Origin of the sequence: Pseudoalteromonas sp. 20-92 (assembly GCF_030847595.1) — a bacterium.
GTDB classification, from domain to species: Bacteria; Pseudomonadota; Gammaproteobacteria; order Enterobacterales; family Alteromonadaceae; genus Pseudoalteromonas; species Pseudoalteromonas fuliginea.
In genome coordinates this window covers 45,971-64,300 of record NZ_JANJGQ010000019.1, presented here as the reverse complement: position 1 = coordinate 64,300, position 18,330 = coordinate 45,971, and the positions used below count along the sequence as shown (strand labels likewise).

The following is an 18,330-nucleotide window of genomic DNA, read 5'->3' as shown; positions in this document are numbered from 1 at the left end:
CACTATATTTTATTTAGCATCTAATCGCGGAATAAAATATGAATGCCCATACAGGAAAAACGCAAGTTATTGAATATTTTGCAAAAGAGTTAAGCTGGCTATCGTTTAACGAGCGCGTATTACAAGAAGCAAAAGACAAAAGTAACCCAATCATTGAGCGTATGCGTTTCTTAGGTATCTTTTCAAATAACCTTGATGAGTTTTTCAGAGTTCGAGTGGCCGATGTTAAGCGCCGTATTTTATTAAGCAAACTACCTGATGCTAATTTTGAAGAAGACGAAGTTCTTTTAGGCCAAGTACAAAAAAAAGTATTATTGCTTGGTAAAAAATTTAACCAAGTTCATCAGCAAATTTTAAGTGACTTAACCGCACATAACATCCATGTTGATCGTCCTGAAAAGCTAAGCGAATTCCATTTAAATTGGTTAAAAATTTACTTTAATGACAATGTACTACAGCATATCTCGCCCATATTACTTGATGAAAATAAAGATTACTCAGATTACGTTAACGACACCATGACCTATCTATTCGTAGAAATGTGTGACGAAAAAAGCCATTACGCTATGCTCGAAGTACCCACAGACCGCGTGCCAAGATTTATAAATTTACCGCCTGAAAAAACTCGTCGCCATAAAACTATTGTGATGCTTGATGACGTTATTTTATATTTTTTAAATGATGTTTTTAATAGCTTTTTTAGTTTTAAAACAATTCAAGGTTACTCAATTAAGCTTACTCGCGATGCAGAATATAACCTAGATGACGAACTAGAAGAGGGCTTATTAGATAAAATGTCTAAAGGCCTCAAACAGCGTATTTACGCAGAGCCCGTTCGTTTGGTATATGACGAAACCATGCCTGATAATATGCTTAAAGTAATGAAAAAGCGCCTGAGCGTAACTCATCACGACGCACTTATCCCAGCAGGCCGTTATCGTAACTTTAGAGACTTTATAGCCTTTCCTAATGTAGGGCGTCAGTACCTTGAAAATAAACCGCTGCCGGCATTACAAAGCGCTGCATTTAATAAACACACCAGCGTATTTGATGCTATTAGCGAACAAGATATTCTCCTTTATTATCCGTACCACACATTTAACCACTTACTAGAGTATGTGCGTCAAGCAGCATTCGACCCAAACGTTACGCAAATTAAAGTTAATATTTATCGCGTTGCCAGTAAATCTCGATTGATATCATCACTCATCAATGCCGCTAAAAATGGTAAACAAGTCACTGTAATGGTCGAGCTAAAAGCTCGCTTTGATGAACAAAATAATATCGAGTGGGCAAAGATATTAAGCGGTGCAGGTATTAGAGTGATTTTTGGTATACCCGCGTTAAAAGTACACAGTAAGTTATGTATTATTCATCGTAAAGAGAAAGGTCAAATAGTAAAGTATGCACACATTGGCACTGGTAACTTTCACGAAAAAACAGCAAAAATCTATACCGACTTTAGTTTATTCACAAAACATGTTGGGATCTGCGAGGAATGCGATAGCGTATTTAAATTTATAGAAAGTAGCTACAAACCTTTTAATTTTGAATACTTAATGCTGTCACCTGTAAATGCTCGTGACACTTTACTTGATTTAATCGATAAAGAAATTCAGCATGTAGAGAACGGTTGTGCAGGTAAAATTACTATTAAAGTAAACAACCTTGTTGATAAACAGCTTGTTGATAAACTCTACTACGCTGGTCGTCGCGGCGTTAAAATACGTATAATTGTACGTGGCATGTGTTCATTAATACCAGGGGTAGCTAGATTTAGCGACAATATAAGAATAATAAGCATTGTAGATCGCTTTTTAGAACACCCAAGGGTAATGGTTTTTGGTAATAACGCAAACGACAAAGTTTATATTTCATCTGCTGATTGGATGACCCGTAATCTCGATCACCGAGTTGAGGTGGGCGTGCCTATTTTGGATGCGAAATTAAAGCAGCTCATTATTGATATTCTAGAACTGCAATTTAAAGACCGTACAAAAGCACGCTTAATCGATAGCGAACAAAAAAATGCCTATGTAAGACGTGGAAACCGTAAAAAAATCCGCTCGCAAATAGCGATTTATGATCACCTAAAAAAGTGGGAAGGTAACTATAATAATGGATGATCACCCCTCTATTGCCGCTGTCGACTTAGGCTCTAATAGCTTTCATTTAGTGGTTGCCCGTGAAGTGGATGGCACACTGCAAATTCTGCATAAAGAAAAGCAACGTGTATATTTAGCTGACGGGCTAGACGATAAATTTAGGCTAAGCCAGCAAGCAATTGATCGTGCCTTAATAGTGCTTAAACAATTTGCAAATACTCTACAAGACTTCCCTGCATGTAATGTAAAAGTAGCTGCAACGTATACTTTTAGACGAGCTAAAAATATCCATGCGTTCTTAACACAAGCCAGTAAGATCTTTCCATTTCATATTGATGTTATTGCAGGGCAAGAAGAGGCACGGCTCATTTATCAAGGTGTCGCGCATTATGTACACAATGAAGAAAACCGCTTAGTAATTGATATTGGCGGCGGCAGCACCGAGCTAATAATAGGTAAGCACTTTAAACATAAGTTACTCACAAGCCGAAATATAGGGTGCGTAAGTTATACCAAGCAATTTTTTAGTGACGGCATAATAAACGCCAAACGCTTTAATAAAGCAGAGATAAAAACAGAACAAGAAATAGAGGTTATTTTTGCTAATTACATCAATGAGGGTTGGCAAAACGTTATTGGTACATCTGGCACTATTAAATCTATTTTGGCTATGGTGGGCGCCCAAAATCCGCATCAGCCTTGTATAACCTACAATGATTTAGTCACCCTTAAACAACAATTCATAAATGCCAGACATAGCGATAATTTACTCATTGAAGGTTTAACACCGGAACGACAGCAAAGTATTTGTGGCGGTTTAGCGATACTCATTGCTATTTTTAGAGAGTTTTTGATTAAAGAACTAACTTATAGTGATTTTTCGCTACGTGAAGGTTTATTACATGAAATGCAGCAAAAGTTGGCCGATAAAGACATTCGTAGCAATACCATTAATAACGTAAGTGATAGATACACTGTAGATAAAGCACATGCAATCCGTGTTACTAACACTGCAACTTGGCTTTATGAGCAACTTAAAGCGCCGTGGCAGCTTGATAACAATGATGATATTGCCTTGTTAACATGGGCTGCTAGTCTTCATGAAATTGGCCTATCAATTAACTCTTCGGGTATTAATAAACACAGCGCTTATATTGTTGCTAACAGCCAGCTGCCCGGCTTTACCCAACAAGAACAGGTAATATTAAGTTCGTTGATTCGCTTTTACCGGAAAAAAATTAGGCTCGATGAGTTACCTGAATTCATAACTATTTCTCAGCAGCAAGTGCTCAAGCTTATTACTATTTTGCGTTTAGCGATTCTATTTAATCAAAAACGCCAAGTAAGCCAAAAACCCAATATGGAAATTAGCGCAAATAGCACCGGCTTATTTATAAAATTTTGCGATAACTACTTGCAAGAACACACACTACTACAAGCTGATTTAATACAAGAACAGCGTTACTTAAAGAAGGTAGGTATAGCGCTTGATTGCTCCTAAAACTAACATATATCAAAAGTAGGATCAGTAATACCCCGCTTTTTCAGCTACATATCCATATGACGGTTAGTGCTTTGCATCATTTGCTTTATGCCTTGCTTTTCGAGCTCTAATATTTGTTGAAGCTTTTCTTGTCCGCTTTGGGTTTCGGCGCGTTCAAGTAAGTATTCGTATAACTCAATTACTTTTTGATGTTGCTGTGCTAAATAGCCTTGAATAACTTCTTCATCAAATTGCTGATCTTTACTAATATCTTCAAAAGTAATTAGCTCAGGGTTTTTAGCAAAGTATTCATAACAGTACGTATCGAGCGTATTTATTTCGGTTATCGCTTTAAACCCGACCAAATCTTCAGCCAGTTTTTTTTCGTAATTTAAGTAATAGTCCACCAGCATTGCATTATGTTCATCGAGTAAATCCTTTACGCTATGAAAATTAGCCGCCATTTGCGTATGAAACAAAATGGTCCAATCGTATACCTCTTTAATTGTTTTAACTTGCATGTGCATTCCTTATTTAGTTGACTGAAGTACAATGTTGCGTAAAGCGTGCCAATTAAAAAGGTATTTAAAAACAGTTGGTTAATTTAAATATGAGTAATAACTAGCTATTTAATAGAACAACTTACAAATTATAGGTAATTTTTATAGAGCAATGCGTGGGAAGTAACCGCACTGCTCTATCGTCTTGTTGCTTTATATTATTTAAGTCCTTGTTTGCGCCACAGTAGGTAAACCGCAGGAATAACAAGTAAAGTAAGTACAATTGCACTGCCCATACCGCCAACCATAGGCGCTGCTATTCGGCTCATTACTTCGCTTCCGGTGCCCGTGCCATAAAGTACAGGTAATAAACCGATAATAATTGTCGCGACAGTCATCATAACCGGGCGTACTCGAAGCCCTGCACCTTCAATAATAGCTTGCTGTAATTGCACTAAACTAAGTGGCTTACCTGCCTGCTCTGCTTCGATGCATTTTTCTTGATAGGCCTGGTTTAAATACACCAACATAATGACCCCTATTTCTACCGCTACCCCAGCTAAGGCAATAAAGCCCACACCTACTGCAACTGAAAAGTTAAAGCCCTCTAAATACATTAGCCATACGCCACCAATCATTGCCAGTGGCAACGTAGCCATAATAATAGTGACCTCAGCAAAGCTTCTAAAATTAAGGTAAAGCAACACAATAATTATTGCTAATGTAAGTGGTAATACATAAGTCAGTTTGTCTTTAGCACGCTGCATGTATTCATATTGCCCAGCCCACGTAATTGAGTAGCCAGCTGGTAGTATTAGGTCTTTATCGAGCACTTGCTGAGCGTGCTCAACGTAAGTACCAATATCAACGCCATCTATATCAATAAAGCTCCAACCGTTTAAACGTGCATTTTCGCTTTTTATACCAGGCGGTCCATCTTCAATAAATACATCAGCAACATCACCAAGTGCTATACGCTGCCCTGTAGGCGTTACAATGGGTAACAACATTAGCTCTTCTGGCGAGTCTCTGTATGCTTGCGGGTAACGCAAATTAACTGGGTAGCGCTCTTGCCCTTCTACCGTTTGTGTTACGTTTGTGCCACCTATTGCAGTAGATACAACTTGCTGTACGTCGCTAATGTTTAAACTATAACGCGCGGCTTTTTCACGATTTATATCTACTTTTATATAACGTCCACCGGCTACTCGCTCTGAATAAACCGATGCGGTGCCTTGCACATCTTTTAAAAGCACTTCTATTTGTTGACCAATTTTTTGAATTTCACTCAACTTTGGTCCCGCAACTTTAATGCCCACGGGAGTTTTAATACCGGTTGCGAGCATATCAATACGTGTTTTAATTGGCATTACCCACGCGTTCGTCAACCCCGGAAACTTAACCAAACCGTCGAGTTCTTTTTTAAGTTTTTCAAGGGTCATACCCTCGCGCCATTCATCTTTTGGTTTTAACTGAATAAACGTTTCTATCATTGTAAGCGGCGCAGGATCTGTTGCTGTTTCTGCTCGCCCAACTTTACCAAATACTGTTTTAACCTCGGGTACTGTGGCAATTAGCTTGTCGGTTTGCTGTAGTATTTCGCGCGCTTTACCTACCGATAAACCAGGATACGTTGTGGGCATATACATTAAATCGCCCTCATCGAGTGGCGGAATAAATTCACTGCCTATTTTGTTTACCGGATAAAAGCCAATAACAGAAACAACCACCGCGAGTACCAATGTCATTTTTGGAAATTTAAGCACCCAGTTAAGTAGTGGGCGATACGCTGCGACGAGTAATCGGTTAACTGGATTTTTTTGCTCCGAAATAACTTTACCTCTAATAAAGTAACCCATTAATACCGGCACTAAGGTAATCGCAAGCCCAGCAGACGCTGCCATAGCATAGGTTTTAGTGTAAGCCAGTGGCGCAAACATACGTCCTTCTTGCGCTTCTAAAATAAATACCGGCATAAAGCTGACGGTAATAATTAATAAACTAAAAAATAATGCAGGACCCACTTCACTCGCCGATTTAGCCACAACTTCCCAGCGGTTTTCGTTGGTAAGTGGCGTTTTTTCCATATGTTTGTGCATATTTTCAATCATAACGATAGCGCCGTCGGTCATTGCGCCTATCGCTATTGCAATTCCCCCTAAAGACATAATATTGGCGTTAATACCCTGCCAATACATAATTATAAATGCCGTTAAAATGCCAAGCGGTAACGTAATAATTGCCACCAATGATGAGCGCACATGAAACAAAAACACCACACACACTAAAGCAACTACAATCAGCTCTTCAATTAGCTTACTTGTTAAATTATCTACCGCGTTATTTATTAAGTTGGAGCGATCGTACACAGGGACTATTTCAACGCCCTCTGGTAATCCCTTTTTAAGCGATTCTAATTTTGCTTTTACCAGCTCAATAGTTTTTTGTGCATTTTCGCCATAGCGCATAATAACGATGCCGCCAGTTACTTCGCCTTCGCCATTTAGCTCTGCAATACCACGGCGCATTTGCGGCCCGACTCTAATATCGGCTACATCACGCAATTGCAGCGCAGTACCGTTGGCGTTTACGCCAAGCGGAATAGCTTCTAGGTCGGCAACACTCTTAATGTAGCCGGTGCTTGTTACCATGTATTCAGCTTCAGCCATTTCAACTACCGAGGCGCCCATCTCTTGGTTGCCTTGCTGGATAGCGGTTTGAATAAGGCTAAGCGGAATACCATATGCACGTAATTTATCGGGCTCTACATTGACTTGGTATTGCTTAACCATGCCACCAACAGCAGCCACTTCAGAGACTCCTGGTACGGTTTGTAGCTCAAACTTTAAAAACCAATCTTGTAAGCTTCGTAGCTGACTAATATCGTGTTTATTTGTTTTATCAATTAGTGCGTATAAGTAAATCCAACCTACGCCTGTTGCATCAGGGCCAAGCTCTGGCGTAGCGCTATCGGGTAATCTACTCGCTACTTGACTTAGGTATTCTTGTACTCGGCTACGCGCCCAATACAAATCGGTTTTTTCGTCAAAAATAACGTAAACGTACGAGTCACCAAAAAACGAAAAACCCCTTACAGTTTGCGCACCCGGCACAGAAAGCATTGCTGTAGTGAGCGGAAATGTAACTTGGTCTTGCACTACTTGCGGCGCTTGCCCCGGGTAAGTAGTTTTTATAATGACCTGAACATCAGATAAGTCAGGCAAGGCATCCACGGGCGTATTTTTTATCGCAAACAACCCTCCACCCAGTAAAATTAATGTAAGCAACAACACAAAAAAGCGATTGCTAACAGACCAGCGAATAATGACAGTTATCATAATGGCTCCTAGTGAGAACTGTGTTGCATAGGTTGCATAGGTTGCATAGGTTGCATAGTAGAATGATCAATCGGCTCTGCGTTTTGCGCTTTAGTGATTACAAATTCATCATTAATAATGCTAAAAGTAAAATTAATATACTGGGCATTTTCAAACTGACTAATATCAATATCTGGCGCTAATACAAAGTCCATTGTGGCGGGTTCTCGATTCCATTTTTCAATGGCTTCTCGACTAATATTTATAATGCGATTTTGTGTATCTATGGCATTAATAGTGCCGTTAACCGTGGCGTTTTGTGGCTGCATATCCATGTTCATATTAGAGCCTGAACCAGAATCCAACCCCATACCTGAGCTAATACCAGAACTAGGTATTTCCATTCGTTTAAAGTCGGAGCTTTTACTCGACTCAGAATCTATTAAAAATTGCGCTGAGGTCACTACCGTGTCACCTGTCATTACACCTGACAAAATGACCGCTTCATTACTATTAATTTGCCCAACTTCGACTTCTACCGATTTAAAACGACCCTCACCTAATGCAATAACCACACGGTTTTGATGCTGCGTGCGAATTACCGCTTCCTTAGGAACTGTAAATTGCGCCTTACTCGCTTTAGCGTGAATGCTCACTTGCGCAAACATATTTGGTTTTAACCGATGATCTGCATTTTCAAACCTGAGCCTTACACGCAGAGTCCGGTTTTTAGCATCAAGCGCGGGATAAATGTAATCAACCTTACCTTCCCACTTTTGACCTTTTAAGTAATCAAGCGTCATCGTTACAGGTAAACCAACGCTCACTTGTTCTGATTGGCGCTCGAACACTTCTGCCTCTACCCAAATTTCATCAAGCTGAGCAATACTCATCATTGATGTGCCTGGTTTAACGTAAAAGCCTTCTCGTACTGTTAGCTCATCTACCACACCACTTTGCTTTGCGTAAAAAGTAATATTTTGCATTATCTTTTTATTTTTTTGTAAGCGCTCGATAAATCCATCAGACACATTTAACGACTCTAAACGTGCCTTTGCAGCGCGAATTAACACGGTATTATTACGATTCACCGCCAGTAAAAGCTCTTCCTGTGCGTTCACCAATTGTGGTGAATACAAAGTATATAAAGGCTCACCGGCTTTAACTTGTGCTCCTTGCGCTTTAACGTACAAGCTTTCAATCCAGCCTTCTACACGCGGATGAATGTGAATAAGTTGGTCTTGGTTATATTGCACATAACCTACAGTATTTATATCGCTGTGAAGTGTTTTAAGCTGCACTTTGGCGGTTCTTACACCCAAGTTATTAACTACTGCAGGCGAAATAGTTACTGCACCTGGTCCATCCTGAGCGTTGCTATCGTTTTCATATACAGGGACTAAATCCATTCCCATTGGCGACAGCCCTGGCGCGTCACGCCTGTAATTACTATCCATAGGGGCTACCCAATATAAGGGCTGTTTTTCAGCACTTTGCTGTTCATGCATTGCCGAGTTACTAGGTAAAAACTGCATTACTAAGGCGCCAATTAACGCAAATGCGCCCGCACCGACTAAGGCGGCAACAAGTAACTTTAAATTAGTATTCATTGTGTAATTCTCCAGTTTGCTCGCTCATTACTTGGGGGTCTAAGCTACTTGCATAATAATTAAGGCGAGCGGTAATAATATGCTGATCTACTTGAATATTAAGCGCGTCTATTTTGGCGTTAAGCTCACTAATACGCGCGCGCATCACATCAGAAAAATCCCCATCGTCGCGCGTATAAGCATTTAGTGTTGCTTGAGATTGCTCTGACATTTGCGGTAATAACGTATTTTGATAAAGCGCATCGCGTTTTTGCAAACGAGCGAGTTGGCTAAATTCCTTAAAGTACATGCCTTTGAGTTTTTGAAGCGCCACCAGCTTTTGTGTTTTAGTAGCCTCAGCACTAGCAATAGCCGATTTAACCTGTTGATCTTGCCTGTTATCAGTAAACAATGGCAAATCAATACTAAACCCTACCGAAAGTAAATCAGCTCGCGACTCCCCCATAGGCGTATCATCTCGGTAACCATAACCCACATTAACGCCCATTTGAGGTTTGTAGCTTTGCTTAGCGAGCGCAACTTCGGTTTGCTTTGCGGTGACGGTTTTGTCTATCGCAATAATTGCGGGATGCGCCATAAGCAACTGTATTAATTTATCAAATTCAATGTTTGCAAAATCAACCAGCCCTGTGATTTTAGTAAATTCGGCATTTAAAGGCTGCATAAGCATATTCATAGGTAACCACTGTGCTAAACGGTTTTTAGCACTTTCAAATTGCTGCTCAAGCATAACCAGCTTATCTTCAAGGCGAGTGAGCTCTAATTGCGCACGAATAATATCTTGCTGGCGTGTTTTACCTAAGGTACTTGCGTAGCTTGCTTCGGTAATTTCAATAAGCTGAGTAAATAGCCCTTTATCTTGCTCAATTAAAGCAATACTTCGCTGAGCACGATACGCGTTTAACCACGACTCAATCACAATTGCTTTTACTTGTGCTAAGCGATCGGCGCGCTGCCAAGGATATTGTTGAGCAGACTGAGCTAATGCCTTTTGTTTAAGTGCTAAACTATTCCCTCGGCTAAACTTTTGGCTCAAATCGACTTTAAGCTGCGTCATCCCTTCTTGATCAAACGCATAACCGTTAGTAGGTAAGTTAAGTAAGCCAACCGTTAAAACAGGATCGGGTAAGGTGCCTGCGGCAATACTTTGCGCTATTGCGGCATCTTCTTGGTAGCCACTCGCTTTTAGCCATGGCTCATGCGTTAGTGCATAATTAAGCGCTTGCGTTAAGCTAACCGTTTGTTCATTGCGGGCTTGCTTTAGCGTATCGATATTTAGGTTATTTGAATTGTTTTGCGCATTAACAGCTGTGCTAAATAACAAAACACTACATAATACGGCTTTAATACTTACAGCGTGGTTCATCACCTGCTCCATCTAAAAATAAAAGAAATTCTTAAATTAGGAAGCAAAAAAGGTGTTTAGGAGTTTTACAAAAACCTTTTATATCAATTGCATTGAATTAATGATCTATTATTGCGGTAGGAAAATAGCTCTATAACAAGGAAAAAATTACGCAGTATAGTTGCTTTATATAAGTAATTTTTAACACAGTTAGAGAGGTATTTAACTCGCGAGAATGAGCATGTTTTCAATAAAATTGATATTACACCTATCCTGCTATTAAGCAGACATAGGAGGGCGGTAGAGTGAACGAGGTATGTTAATTTGTGTAGTAAATACACTTATATTTACTTTTTCAGATTCAAGTAAAATAACGCTAAATAAAGTATCAACATTAAGCATTGAATTAGCAGCGCAGCCACTGACAGGGCATTTGCAATCATTTTGTGGCGTACTTTCGTCGTCGCAACAATCCATCTGCATCATATTTTCAGACATGCTAGCGACAGCTGTTGCATCACTACTGTGTGTCATTGGCATTTGGGCATGCATTGCTGTTTTTGTTGGCATATGTGGCATATGTGGCATATTGCATACCATAGCTACAGACGCAACTGCCTGACCCACAAAAGTGAGCAGTAAAGTTATCATGAGTAAACTAGAGTAAAAACGTTGCAACATTATGCCTTTTAATAAATTTTAAAATGATTGTAAGATAACCTAACGGCAACCACAAATACTTTAATTATGTAGACTGCGGTTTATCAGGTGTTTTAATTAAGTTACTCGCTATAATTGCAAATATACAATATGCGCTAAAATACCAAAAGCCCTCACCAAATTGGGCATTCATAACAAGTAGCTCACCACTTTTACCATGAGCGTTACCTGCTAGGTAAGTCACTATTAATGCAATAACAAATACATCAACCATGCTCCACTTACTTAATGCACAAATAACCAGACCGAGCTTTTGCTTAAACCCATTCAAAGGTAGGCAACAATAAAACAATTGTAATAGCAGCTTCAGGCTTGGAATAACAATAGAAAACAACCCCACTAAGGCGGCTACAAGTAAATTGTTATTATTAGCAAGTTCTTTAACTGTACCTAAAATACTTTGTGTTTTGTTATAGGCGCTAATCTCGCCCTCTAACTTATCAAGCCCTAGCATATTCGAGAACATCATTAGCATACTGCGAGTCCGGCCATCACCCTCTTCAGCCAGCATTTCAATACCCGCTTGCGCTAATTTTGATTTATCTATGTTACCCTCTATTGTTAATACTGGTTTTGTAATACCAGGAAACAATAAACAAAGAGCAACCACTACACTTATAACCGACAACCAATTACGCATATTCAATCAACCACAACCTCTATTACATCATCACTATAAAGCATCGACTCTAAAACAAAGTTATAAAGTTTCTCAATTGGGAGCTGTGGATTGATTTCTTTTAAGGTTGTATCAACTAATGACCAGTTTTTATTTTCGATAGCTTTGGCAAGGATTAAGCAATCGCCTAGCACCCCAGAGCCATGTAATAAGGCATCTGTGATATCTTTGTTTAGTGTAAATTCTTTAACAATACTATTTAATTCAATATCCAAAATGGCATCAAGCATTGAGAACAACCCAACTAAATAGCCTTGCTGAGCCAAATCACGACTTTCTTCAGTTAAAATTAACTCTATTAACCTTGCTCGCACAAGTGCAAATTTAGTGAGCTCCGTCGGTTTATCTATACCTAAGTCACTGAGAGCTAGTACGCGGACAAACTGGCGAATAACGTCTTCGCCTAGATACACTACAGCTTGCGAAATAGACGTAATTACTAAATTACTATTTCCTGAGCGTGCATTAGCTAATTTCAAAATACGCGTGGTAATACCAACATCTCTCGCTACACGCTGATGTATCTCCTCAAAACATAAAGACTCTTTTGACGTTGATTTAAGTAAATCAAACACAGTAACTTTTGAAGGATCGATACCACTGTAAGTTAGCATTTCTGGACGAGCAAAAAAGAATCCCTGAAATAAGTCACATCCAGCAGTTTTTAGTACTTTAAACTGCTCGTGTGTCTCTATACGCTCAACAATAATTTTACAGTGAGGGTATTTACGCTTAAGCTTTTTTACGTGCATATTAGTTTTTATTATGGGCTCATCGGCCTCTATTTTTATATAACTAACAAGTGCTAATAATGGCTCCCACTTTGCATCGCCATCATAATCATCAAGTGCAAAAGTGTATCCCTCTTTTTTTAATGACGTAACACGTTTAGCTACTTCATCTATATTCACTGTGCGTTCTACAATTTCAATAACCGTCATTTCAGGATTTAATAATTTAGGGAAGTCATCGAGTAATGCATCCGTTGATAAATTAATAAATGCCAGTTGATGCGCAGTAAGCTTTTCAGCACCTACCAACATAAGCGTATTAAAAAATAAACGGCTCGTTGCATGTTCATCACTTGTACCCACTGGAAAGGCGTTATTTGATGAATTCCTATACAGCAACTCATACGCAAAAACCTCTTTTTCAGCATTAAATATGGGTTGTCTTGCTACATACTGCGTAAGAGTAGGAGTTAAAGTTGGTGTATTAGACACTTTCAATAGGTTTAGCCTGTAAGTTCATGTGTGCAATTAGCACTTATATAGTTACTTTAATACATGTGACAAATTAAAAGTATAGTAAAAATATCTTAATCATTGCAAACAACTAAAAGTAAATCATATAAAAGGATGCTCAACTAAATATAAAATAGCGATCTATTGCCATAGTTTTTATTATCAAACCTCCCGCAGACACATTACACATATTGCATAAACGCCTTACAAAAAGAATAAACAACTGGGCTTGTTGACTTTTGTGGATTAAAATTTGTTCAATCGAGGCGCTATTTATGAGAATAACCACACACCATAGGCTCTGCCTCGCCTAAATACCAAACTGACTGCTGTAAATTTAACCTCGAAAGATAAGCAGGCCTAGGGTTCAGAAATTAAAAACCCCCGCATGAACAATATACCCTTACAAAATCAAGGGGCTTATAGCGTTCAGCAGCCCTGCTAGGGTATAATAACGCCAAATGTAAACTTCACTTAAATAAGAACCTTCATGAGTATTGAAAAAGCCTTAATTGAACGCAGTAGTAATCAATGTGAATTATGTGCAGCAACCGAAAACCTTTCTGTATACGAAGTACCTCCTGTGACAGAAACTCATTCAGATAAATGTATTTACACATGTCAGACCTGTAAAGATCAAATCGAAAACAGTAGCGAATTAACACCAACACATTGGCACTGTTTAAATGACAGCATGTGGAGCCAAACACCCGCAGTACAAGTTGTAGCTTACAGAATGCTTTCGCGCTTAGCGCCTGATAATGGCTGGGCACAAGACGCACTCGACATGATTTACCTTGAAGAAGATACACTTGCTTGGGCTAAAAAAGCACTTGCGGAAGATGACGATATTAAACATGTTGATAGCAACGGTGTGGTACTTCAAGCTGGCGATACCGTTACACTTATTAAAGATTTAGACGTTAAAGGCAGTAGTCTTACCGCTAAACGCGGTACCGCAGTACGCAATATTGGCTTAACAAGTAATCCTGAACATATTGAAGGGCGAGTTGATGGTCAACGTATTGTTATTTTAACTAAATACGTTAAAAAATAAGGCATAAGAATAAGCGCTGTATTGCACAGCGCTTTTTATTTAACATTTCAGCTATTCACTTACTAATTGTTCACTACGATAAAAGCCACTCGGCTTGCTTAATAAAGTCATGAGCTCTGGTAGCACTGCATCCATAGTTTGCTTTAGTTTCCATGGCGGATTAATGACTATCATGCCAGATGCGGTCATGCCGTGTACATCGGTGTCATCTTCAGTGCCCAATTCAAATAATTGAATATTACGCATACCTGAATCTATTAAACCTTGCTCCATATTATCAATACGTTCCCTATCCACTACAGGATACCAAATCATATAAGTACCTGTCGAAAAACGCTGGTACGCTTTGATTAAAATAGTAACAACCGTTTCATAATCATCCTTAATTTCATATGGAGGGTCGATCAATACACATGATCTGCGTGAAGCAGGTGGCAAAAGGCCTACCAATCCAGTAAATCCATTCTCACCACGTACACGAATAGATCGTTTACCTTGCATATTCTCTTCAAGTAATAACAAATCGCGCGGATGCAGCTCAAAAAACCATCCTTTATCGTGACGACGTAAAAAGTGCTCAGCAATCTTTGGAGAGCCAGGATAAAATGCAAGTTCATCTGTTTCATTAAACGATTTAATTAACGCTATATATTCATTAAGTGCAGCGTGTTCACTTTTATGCTGCCACAACTTTTCTATACCATCTTGATATTCTTGTGTTTTTTGCGAATCAGCTGCGGCTAATTCAAAAAAACCTGCGCCTGAGTGTGTGTCTATGTAATCAAGTGGTTTATCTTTAATTGTTTGATAACCTAGTACTTGCGCTAACACTAAATGTTTGAGTACATCGGCAGGGTTACCAGCATGAAATGAGTGTCTATAACTAAGCATTATTTATTTTCGCCATACGCTATTTAATAAAAAACAGTGAACCATAAGCACTATACTTTGGCAACTGAGAGTGAACCATTTATGAATGAAAAAGCCTTCACGCTGAATTATCCCTTAACGCAGAAGAAAAATCAGCTAAAACCACCGTAAATGCTGGCAAATCAATACACTTTGCTTTACATTTGCATGACATTAATTACAGTTATATGAGCGCCTTTATGAATAACAACACTCTTCAACAACTCGAACAACTGATCGATTCACTAATTGATCGTAATAATCAATTGCTAACTGATGTTTCAAACTTAAAAGAACAAAATAGCAAACTAGCAGATGAAAACGAGTTATTACAGCTAGAAGCTATTGAAAACGAAGAAAAACAAAAAGATGCCAGCACAACTTTATCTGGTCTTCTTGATAAATTACAAAGTGCACAACAGGCTAGCTAATGTCTGAGCTGCAAAACCAGCGGGTCACTGTTGAGTTGCTAGGTCAAGAGCAGCAATTTGCTTGTCCTGAAGGACAAGAAGAGGCACTAATAGCAGCAGCTAAAAACCTTAATGATTTGGTGGAGCAAATGAAACAACGCTCTTCAGTTCGAAATGATCAAAAAGCCTTACTTATGGCAGCGTTAAACTTAAGCCACGAATTGCTAGAAGCAAAAACACAGGCTACAGTTGAGCAGCAGCAACAAGACCAACTCGTTGACAAACTAAGTCAGCATTTGGCAAGTGACCCCACACATCAAAAATAAAAAGCGCAAACTGCGCTTTTTGTTTATTATTAGCATAATTAAATAATAGCGTAGAGACACAGGATGAAGTTAAACCTATCTTATATAATCGCTTCATGTAAATACTTACTACTAGCATGTTCTTTATTACTCGTAGCGCCAACAACTTATGGCGCAGTCAATTGGGTAACTATTAATGCTAATATCCAATTTTTAGAACAAGAAAAAAAGCTGCGTTTTTACGACTCTAACCAAGTACTTATCGAAGGTGACAAGTGTGCACTACTTGTTGATGCAAGCGGTAATTTTGCTGCTGTGGAACAGCTAGCTAATGACCTAAAAAAACACCTAAAAACACCATTATGCTACTTAGTTGCTTCGCATTACCACGATGATCATTTACTCGGTATGGCGGTTATGCAACACTTCTACCCTGATGCAAAACTAATTGTGCATCAGCAAGTAAATAGCGATTTTAATCGCTACCAAAAAGCATTTAATGACCAACTCGATAGTTACGAAAAAAGTATAGAGCTGAGTTACCAACGCTTAGCCGGTATTTCAAAAGCAGAACAAGCACAATGGCGTGAAAAGTTGGAGCTTGCAAAAAAACGCCTTTTTCGCTGGCAAGAATATCAACTAAAGTCGCCAGAAATTATTATTGATGAAAATAAAACTCTTGATTTAGGGGGTTTTAAAGTAACCTTAAACGCCCATCAAGCCCACACAAGTGGTGACTTAACACTCACAACTAATAGCGGTCGTGTTTTAATTGGTGGCGACATTGTTGACTGGCTCCCTTATCCTGGGCACGGCGAATTTAAAAGCTGGCAAACGCTGCTTAAACAATACATTGACGATGAAAATCTTGCGCTGATTATACCTGGGCATGGTGGTATACTTGACAGAGCTCAACTCAAACAGCCGTTAGCATTTCTAACCGCTATTACTGAGCATGTGAACAAAAACAACGATCAAACGATAGAACAACTTGTGTTATCGTTTCCTGAAAAAGTAATGAAACCTTACACAGAAGAATCTTTAAATGCAAAATCGAGCAATTTGTTTTTGCAATCAGGATTAGCTCGCGCGAAAAACGCAAAATAACTCAACACAATGGACTGTGTTAAAATAGTAAAAGGAATTTACAAAAGTGAATATTATGCGCAGCTTGTCTCTCTGTTTTTTAGTTTTATTTCTATTCGGTTGTGAAACAACTGAATCAGAAATTCAAGAAACACCAAAAATATTTACTCACTTTGAGCCAAAACACACTTTTTTAGACAAATCGGATCAACGCATAATTGAAGATGCTCAAGTAAAGCCTCAGAACACAGTATTACTACATAAAAAAGTAAACATTAAAAAGCCATCTCCCAAAGCAACTGACTTATGGGTTCACATTGCCGAGAACCTGCATTTTAAAATTGATCAAAACCGAGCTTTAAAGCAACGTATAAATTGGTATTTAAAGCAACCCAATTACTTACGTGCTGTAAACAGACGTGCAGCGCCGTACCTGTATCACATCGTAAAAAAAATTGAGCAAAAGCAATTACCTATGGAGCTCGCATTACTACCATTTGTAGAAAGCGATTTTAGACCAACGATAGCCTCATCACAGCAAGCTGTTGGCGTTTGGCAGTTGGTTGGCGCAACGGCGCATCACTTTGGAGTTAAGTCAGACCAATGGTACGACGGCCGCCAAGACGTACTTGCTTCAACCGATGCTGCACTTGATTACTTAAGCTACTTGCATAAACGCTTTGATGGTAATTGGCTACACGCTTTGGCCGCTTATAACAGTGGTGAGGGCCGTGTTAAACGCGCAATCGAAAAAAACAAAAAGCGCGGTAAAAGCACCGACTACTGGTCGCTAAGCCTACCAAAAGAAACCGCTGACTACGTCCCCAAGTTACTCGCTTTAAGCTATTTAGTTAAACACCCACAAAAAGGCATTAAGCGCCCAAAGCTTGCATATAAGCCATTTACAACACAGATGAATATAGGCCAGCAGTTTGACTTTTCAGTTATTGCTAAGCTCTCTGGTATAGGCTCCAAGCAGTTACATGCAATCAATCAGGGGTACTTAAAAAATCAAAGCTCACCTAACGGGCCGCACACTTTACTGCTTCCTATAGGGCAAGAGGCATTATTAAAAAGTCAGTTTTTTAAATCAAACTTTGCTGGAGAGTACATCGTTAAACAAAACGACACGCTTTATGGTATCGCTAAGCGTTTTAGTATGTCGGTAAAAGCTCTAAAACAACTTAATAATAAAAATAATAATTTAATCGGCGTTGGAGAAAAGTTATTAGTTGGACAACCTAAAACTCTGCCAAGCACATTAACTGTTGATTACAAAATTAGCCCTTATTTAGAGCACCAAGAGATTGCGATTCCCACCATTGAAATAGATTACGAAGTTAAGTCAGGCGATAGCCTTTGGAGTATAAGTCAGCTTTATGATGTCCCTCATAGCGACTTGGCAAAATGGAATAAGCTCTCTGCATCAAGCATTTTAAAGCCAGGCACTCAATTAGTGCTGTTTATACCCCAGGCTGAAAAGCAAAAAGCAGCACCAATAAAAAAAGATTTACTGCTAGATTTACAAAAAACACTAAATCAGCCACGTTAAGTTTATAA

The 18,330-nt window shown here is 39.0% G+C and carries 15 protein-coding genes; 7 read left to right on the top strand and 8 right to left on the bottom strand.

Going from position 1 to position 18,330, the window contains the following annotated elements; genetic code table 11:
* Positions 1–38 precede the first annotated feature (38 nt).
* A complete protein-coding gene (gene ppk1 / locus NRL14_RS15150) occupies positions 39–2,126 on the top strand; it encodes a polyphosphate kinase 1 (protein ID WP_306725039.1) in 2,088 nt (695 codons plus the stop codon).
* The gene (locus NRL14_RS15145; protein ID WP_306725038.1) at positions 2,119–3,606 is read left to right on the top strand and encodes an exopolyphosphatase; all 1,488 of its coding nucleotides are present in this window, start codon (positions 2,119–2,121) and stop codon (positions 3,604–3,606) included. Before ppk1 ends, NRL14_RS15145 begins: the two co-directional genes overlap by 8 nt.
* A 47-nt stretch (positions 3,607–3,653) precedes the next feature.
* Here the strand turns inward: NRL14_RS15145 and NRL14_RS15140 are convergent, their stop codons facing one another.
* The 7 genes from NRL14_RS15140 to NRL14_RS15110 all read right to left on the bottom strand — a co-directional run bounded on the left by NRL14_RS15140 (position 3,654) and on the right by NRL14_RS15110 (position 12,988).
* On the bottom strand, positions 3,654–4,109 hold the full coding sequence (locus NRL14_RS15140; protein ID WP_096793849.1) for a hypothetical protein: 456 nt from the start codon (positions 4,107–4,109) through the stop codon (positions 3,654–3,656).
* A gap of 197 nt (positions 4,110–4,306) precedes the next feature.
* A complete protein-coding gene (locus NRL14_RS15135; protein WP_306725037.1) occupies positions 4,307–7,426 on the bottom strand; it encodes an efflux RND transporter permease subunit in 3,120 nt (1,039 codons plus the stop codon).
* A gap of 8 nt (positions 7,427–7,434) precedes the next feature.
* A complete protein-coding gene (locus NRL14_RS15130; RefSeq protein ID WP_306725036.1) occupies positions 7,435–9,015 on the bottom strand; it encodes an efflux RND transporter periplasmic adaptor subunit in 1,581 nt (526 codons plus the stop codon).
* Positions 9,005–10,381 (bottom strand): TolC family protein, encoded by a 1,377-nt coding sequence (locus tag NRL14_RS15125; RefSeq protein WP_306725035.1) that lies wholly within the window; start codon positions 10,379–10,381, stop codon positions 9,005–9,007. Before NRL14_RS15125 ends, NRL14_RS15130 begins: the two co-directional genes overlap by 11 nt.
* Before the next feature lie 258 nt (positions 10,382–10,639).
* Positions 10,640–10,948, bottom strand: a complete 309-nt coding sequence (locus tag NRL14_RS15120; protein ID WP_306725034.1) for a hypothetical protein — start codon at positions 10,946–10,948, stop codon at positions 10,640–10,642.
* Between the two features lie 157 nt (positions 10,949–11,105).
* Positions 11,106–11,720, bottom strand: coding sequence for a paraquat-inducible protein A (locus tag NRL14_RS15115; RefSeq protein ID WP_033023237.1), 615 nt, complete (start codon positions 11,718–11,720; stop codon positions 11,106–11,108).
* 2 nt (positions 11,721–11,722) lie between these two features.
* Positions 11,723–12,988 (bottom strand): EAL and HDOD domain-containing protein, encoded by a 1,266-nt coding sequence (locus NRL14_RS15110; protein ID WP_007375971.1) that lies wholly within the window; start codon positions 12,986–12,988, stop codon positions 11,723–11,725.
* Between the two features lie 505 nt (positions 12,989–13,493).
* Between NRL14_RS15110 and NRL14_RS15105 the strand changes: the two genes are divergently transcribed.
* Complete coding sequence (locus tag NRL14_RS15105) at positions 13,494–14,060, top strand: alkylphosphonate utilization protein (protein WP_306725033.1); 567 nt, start codon at positions 13,494–13,496, stop codon at positions 14,058–14,060.
* Between the two features lie 51 nt (positions 14,061–14,111).
* On the opposite strand, the gene NRL14_RS15100 is transcribed toward NRL14_RS15105, so the two are convergent.
* Complete coding sequence (locus NRL14_RS15100) at positions 14,112–14,951, bottom strand: 23S rRNA (adenine(2030)-N(6))-methyltransferase RlmJ (RefSeq protein WP_306725032.1); 840 nt, start codon at positions 14,949–14,951, stop codon at positions 14,112–14,114.
* A 218-nt stretch (positions 14,952–15,169) separates the two neighbouring features.
* Here NRL14_RS15100 and zapB point away from each other — a divergent pair, with 218 nt between their 5' ends.
* From zapB to NRL14_RS15080, 4 genes are all read left to right on the top strand, one after another.
* Positions 15,170–15,400, top strand: a complete 231-nt coding sequence (zapB, locus tag NRL14_RS15095) for a cell division protein ZapB (protein WP_007375968.1) — start codon at positions 15,170–15,172, stop codon at positions 15,398–15,400.
* Entirely contained in the window at positions 15,400–15,705 is a 306-nt protein-coding gene (locus NRL14_RS15090; RefSeq protein ID WP_007375967.1) for a cell division protein ZapA, read from the top strand. The genes zapB and NRL14_RS15090 overlap by 1 nt, the downstream gene beginning before the upstream one ends.
* Positions 15,706–15,768: 63 nt before the next feature.
* The gene (locus NRL14_RS15085; protein WP_306725031.1) at positions 15,769–16,791 is read left to right on the top strand and encodes an MBL fold metallo-hydrolase; all 1,023 of its coding nucleotides are present in this window, start codon (positions 15,769–15,771) and stop codon (positions 16,789–16,791) included.
* A gap of 55 nt (positions 16,792–16,846) precedes the next feature.
* The gene (locus NRL14_RS15080; protein ID WP_149613995.1) at positions 16,847–18,322 is read left to right on the top strand and encodes a LysM peptidoglycan-binding domain-containing protein; all 1,476 of its coding nucleotides are present in this window, start codon (positions 16,847–16,849) and stop codon (positions 18,320–18,322) included.
* Positions 18,323–18,330: the final 8 nt, after the last annotated feature.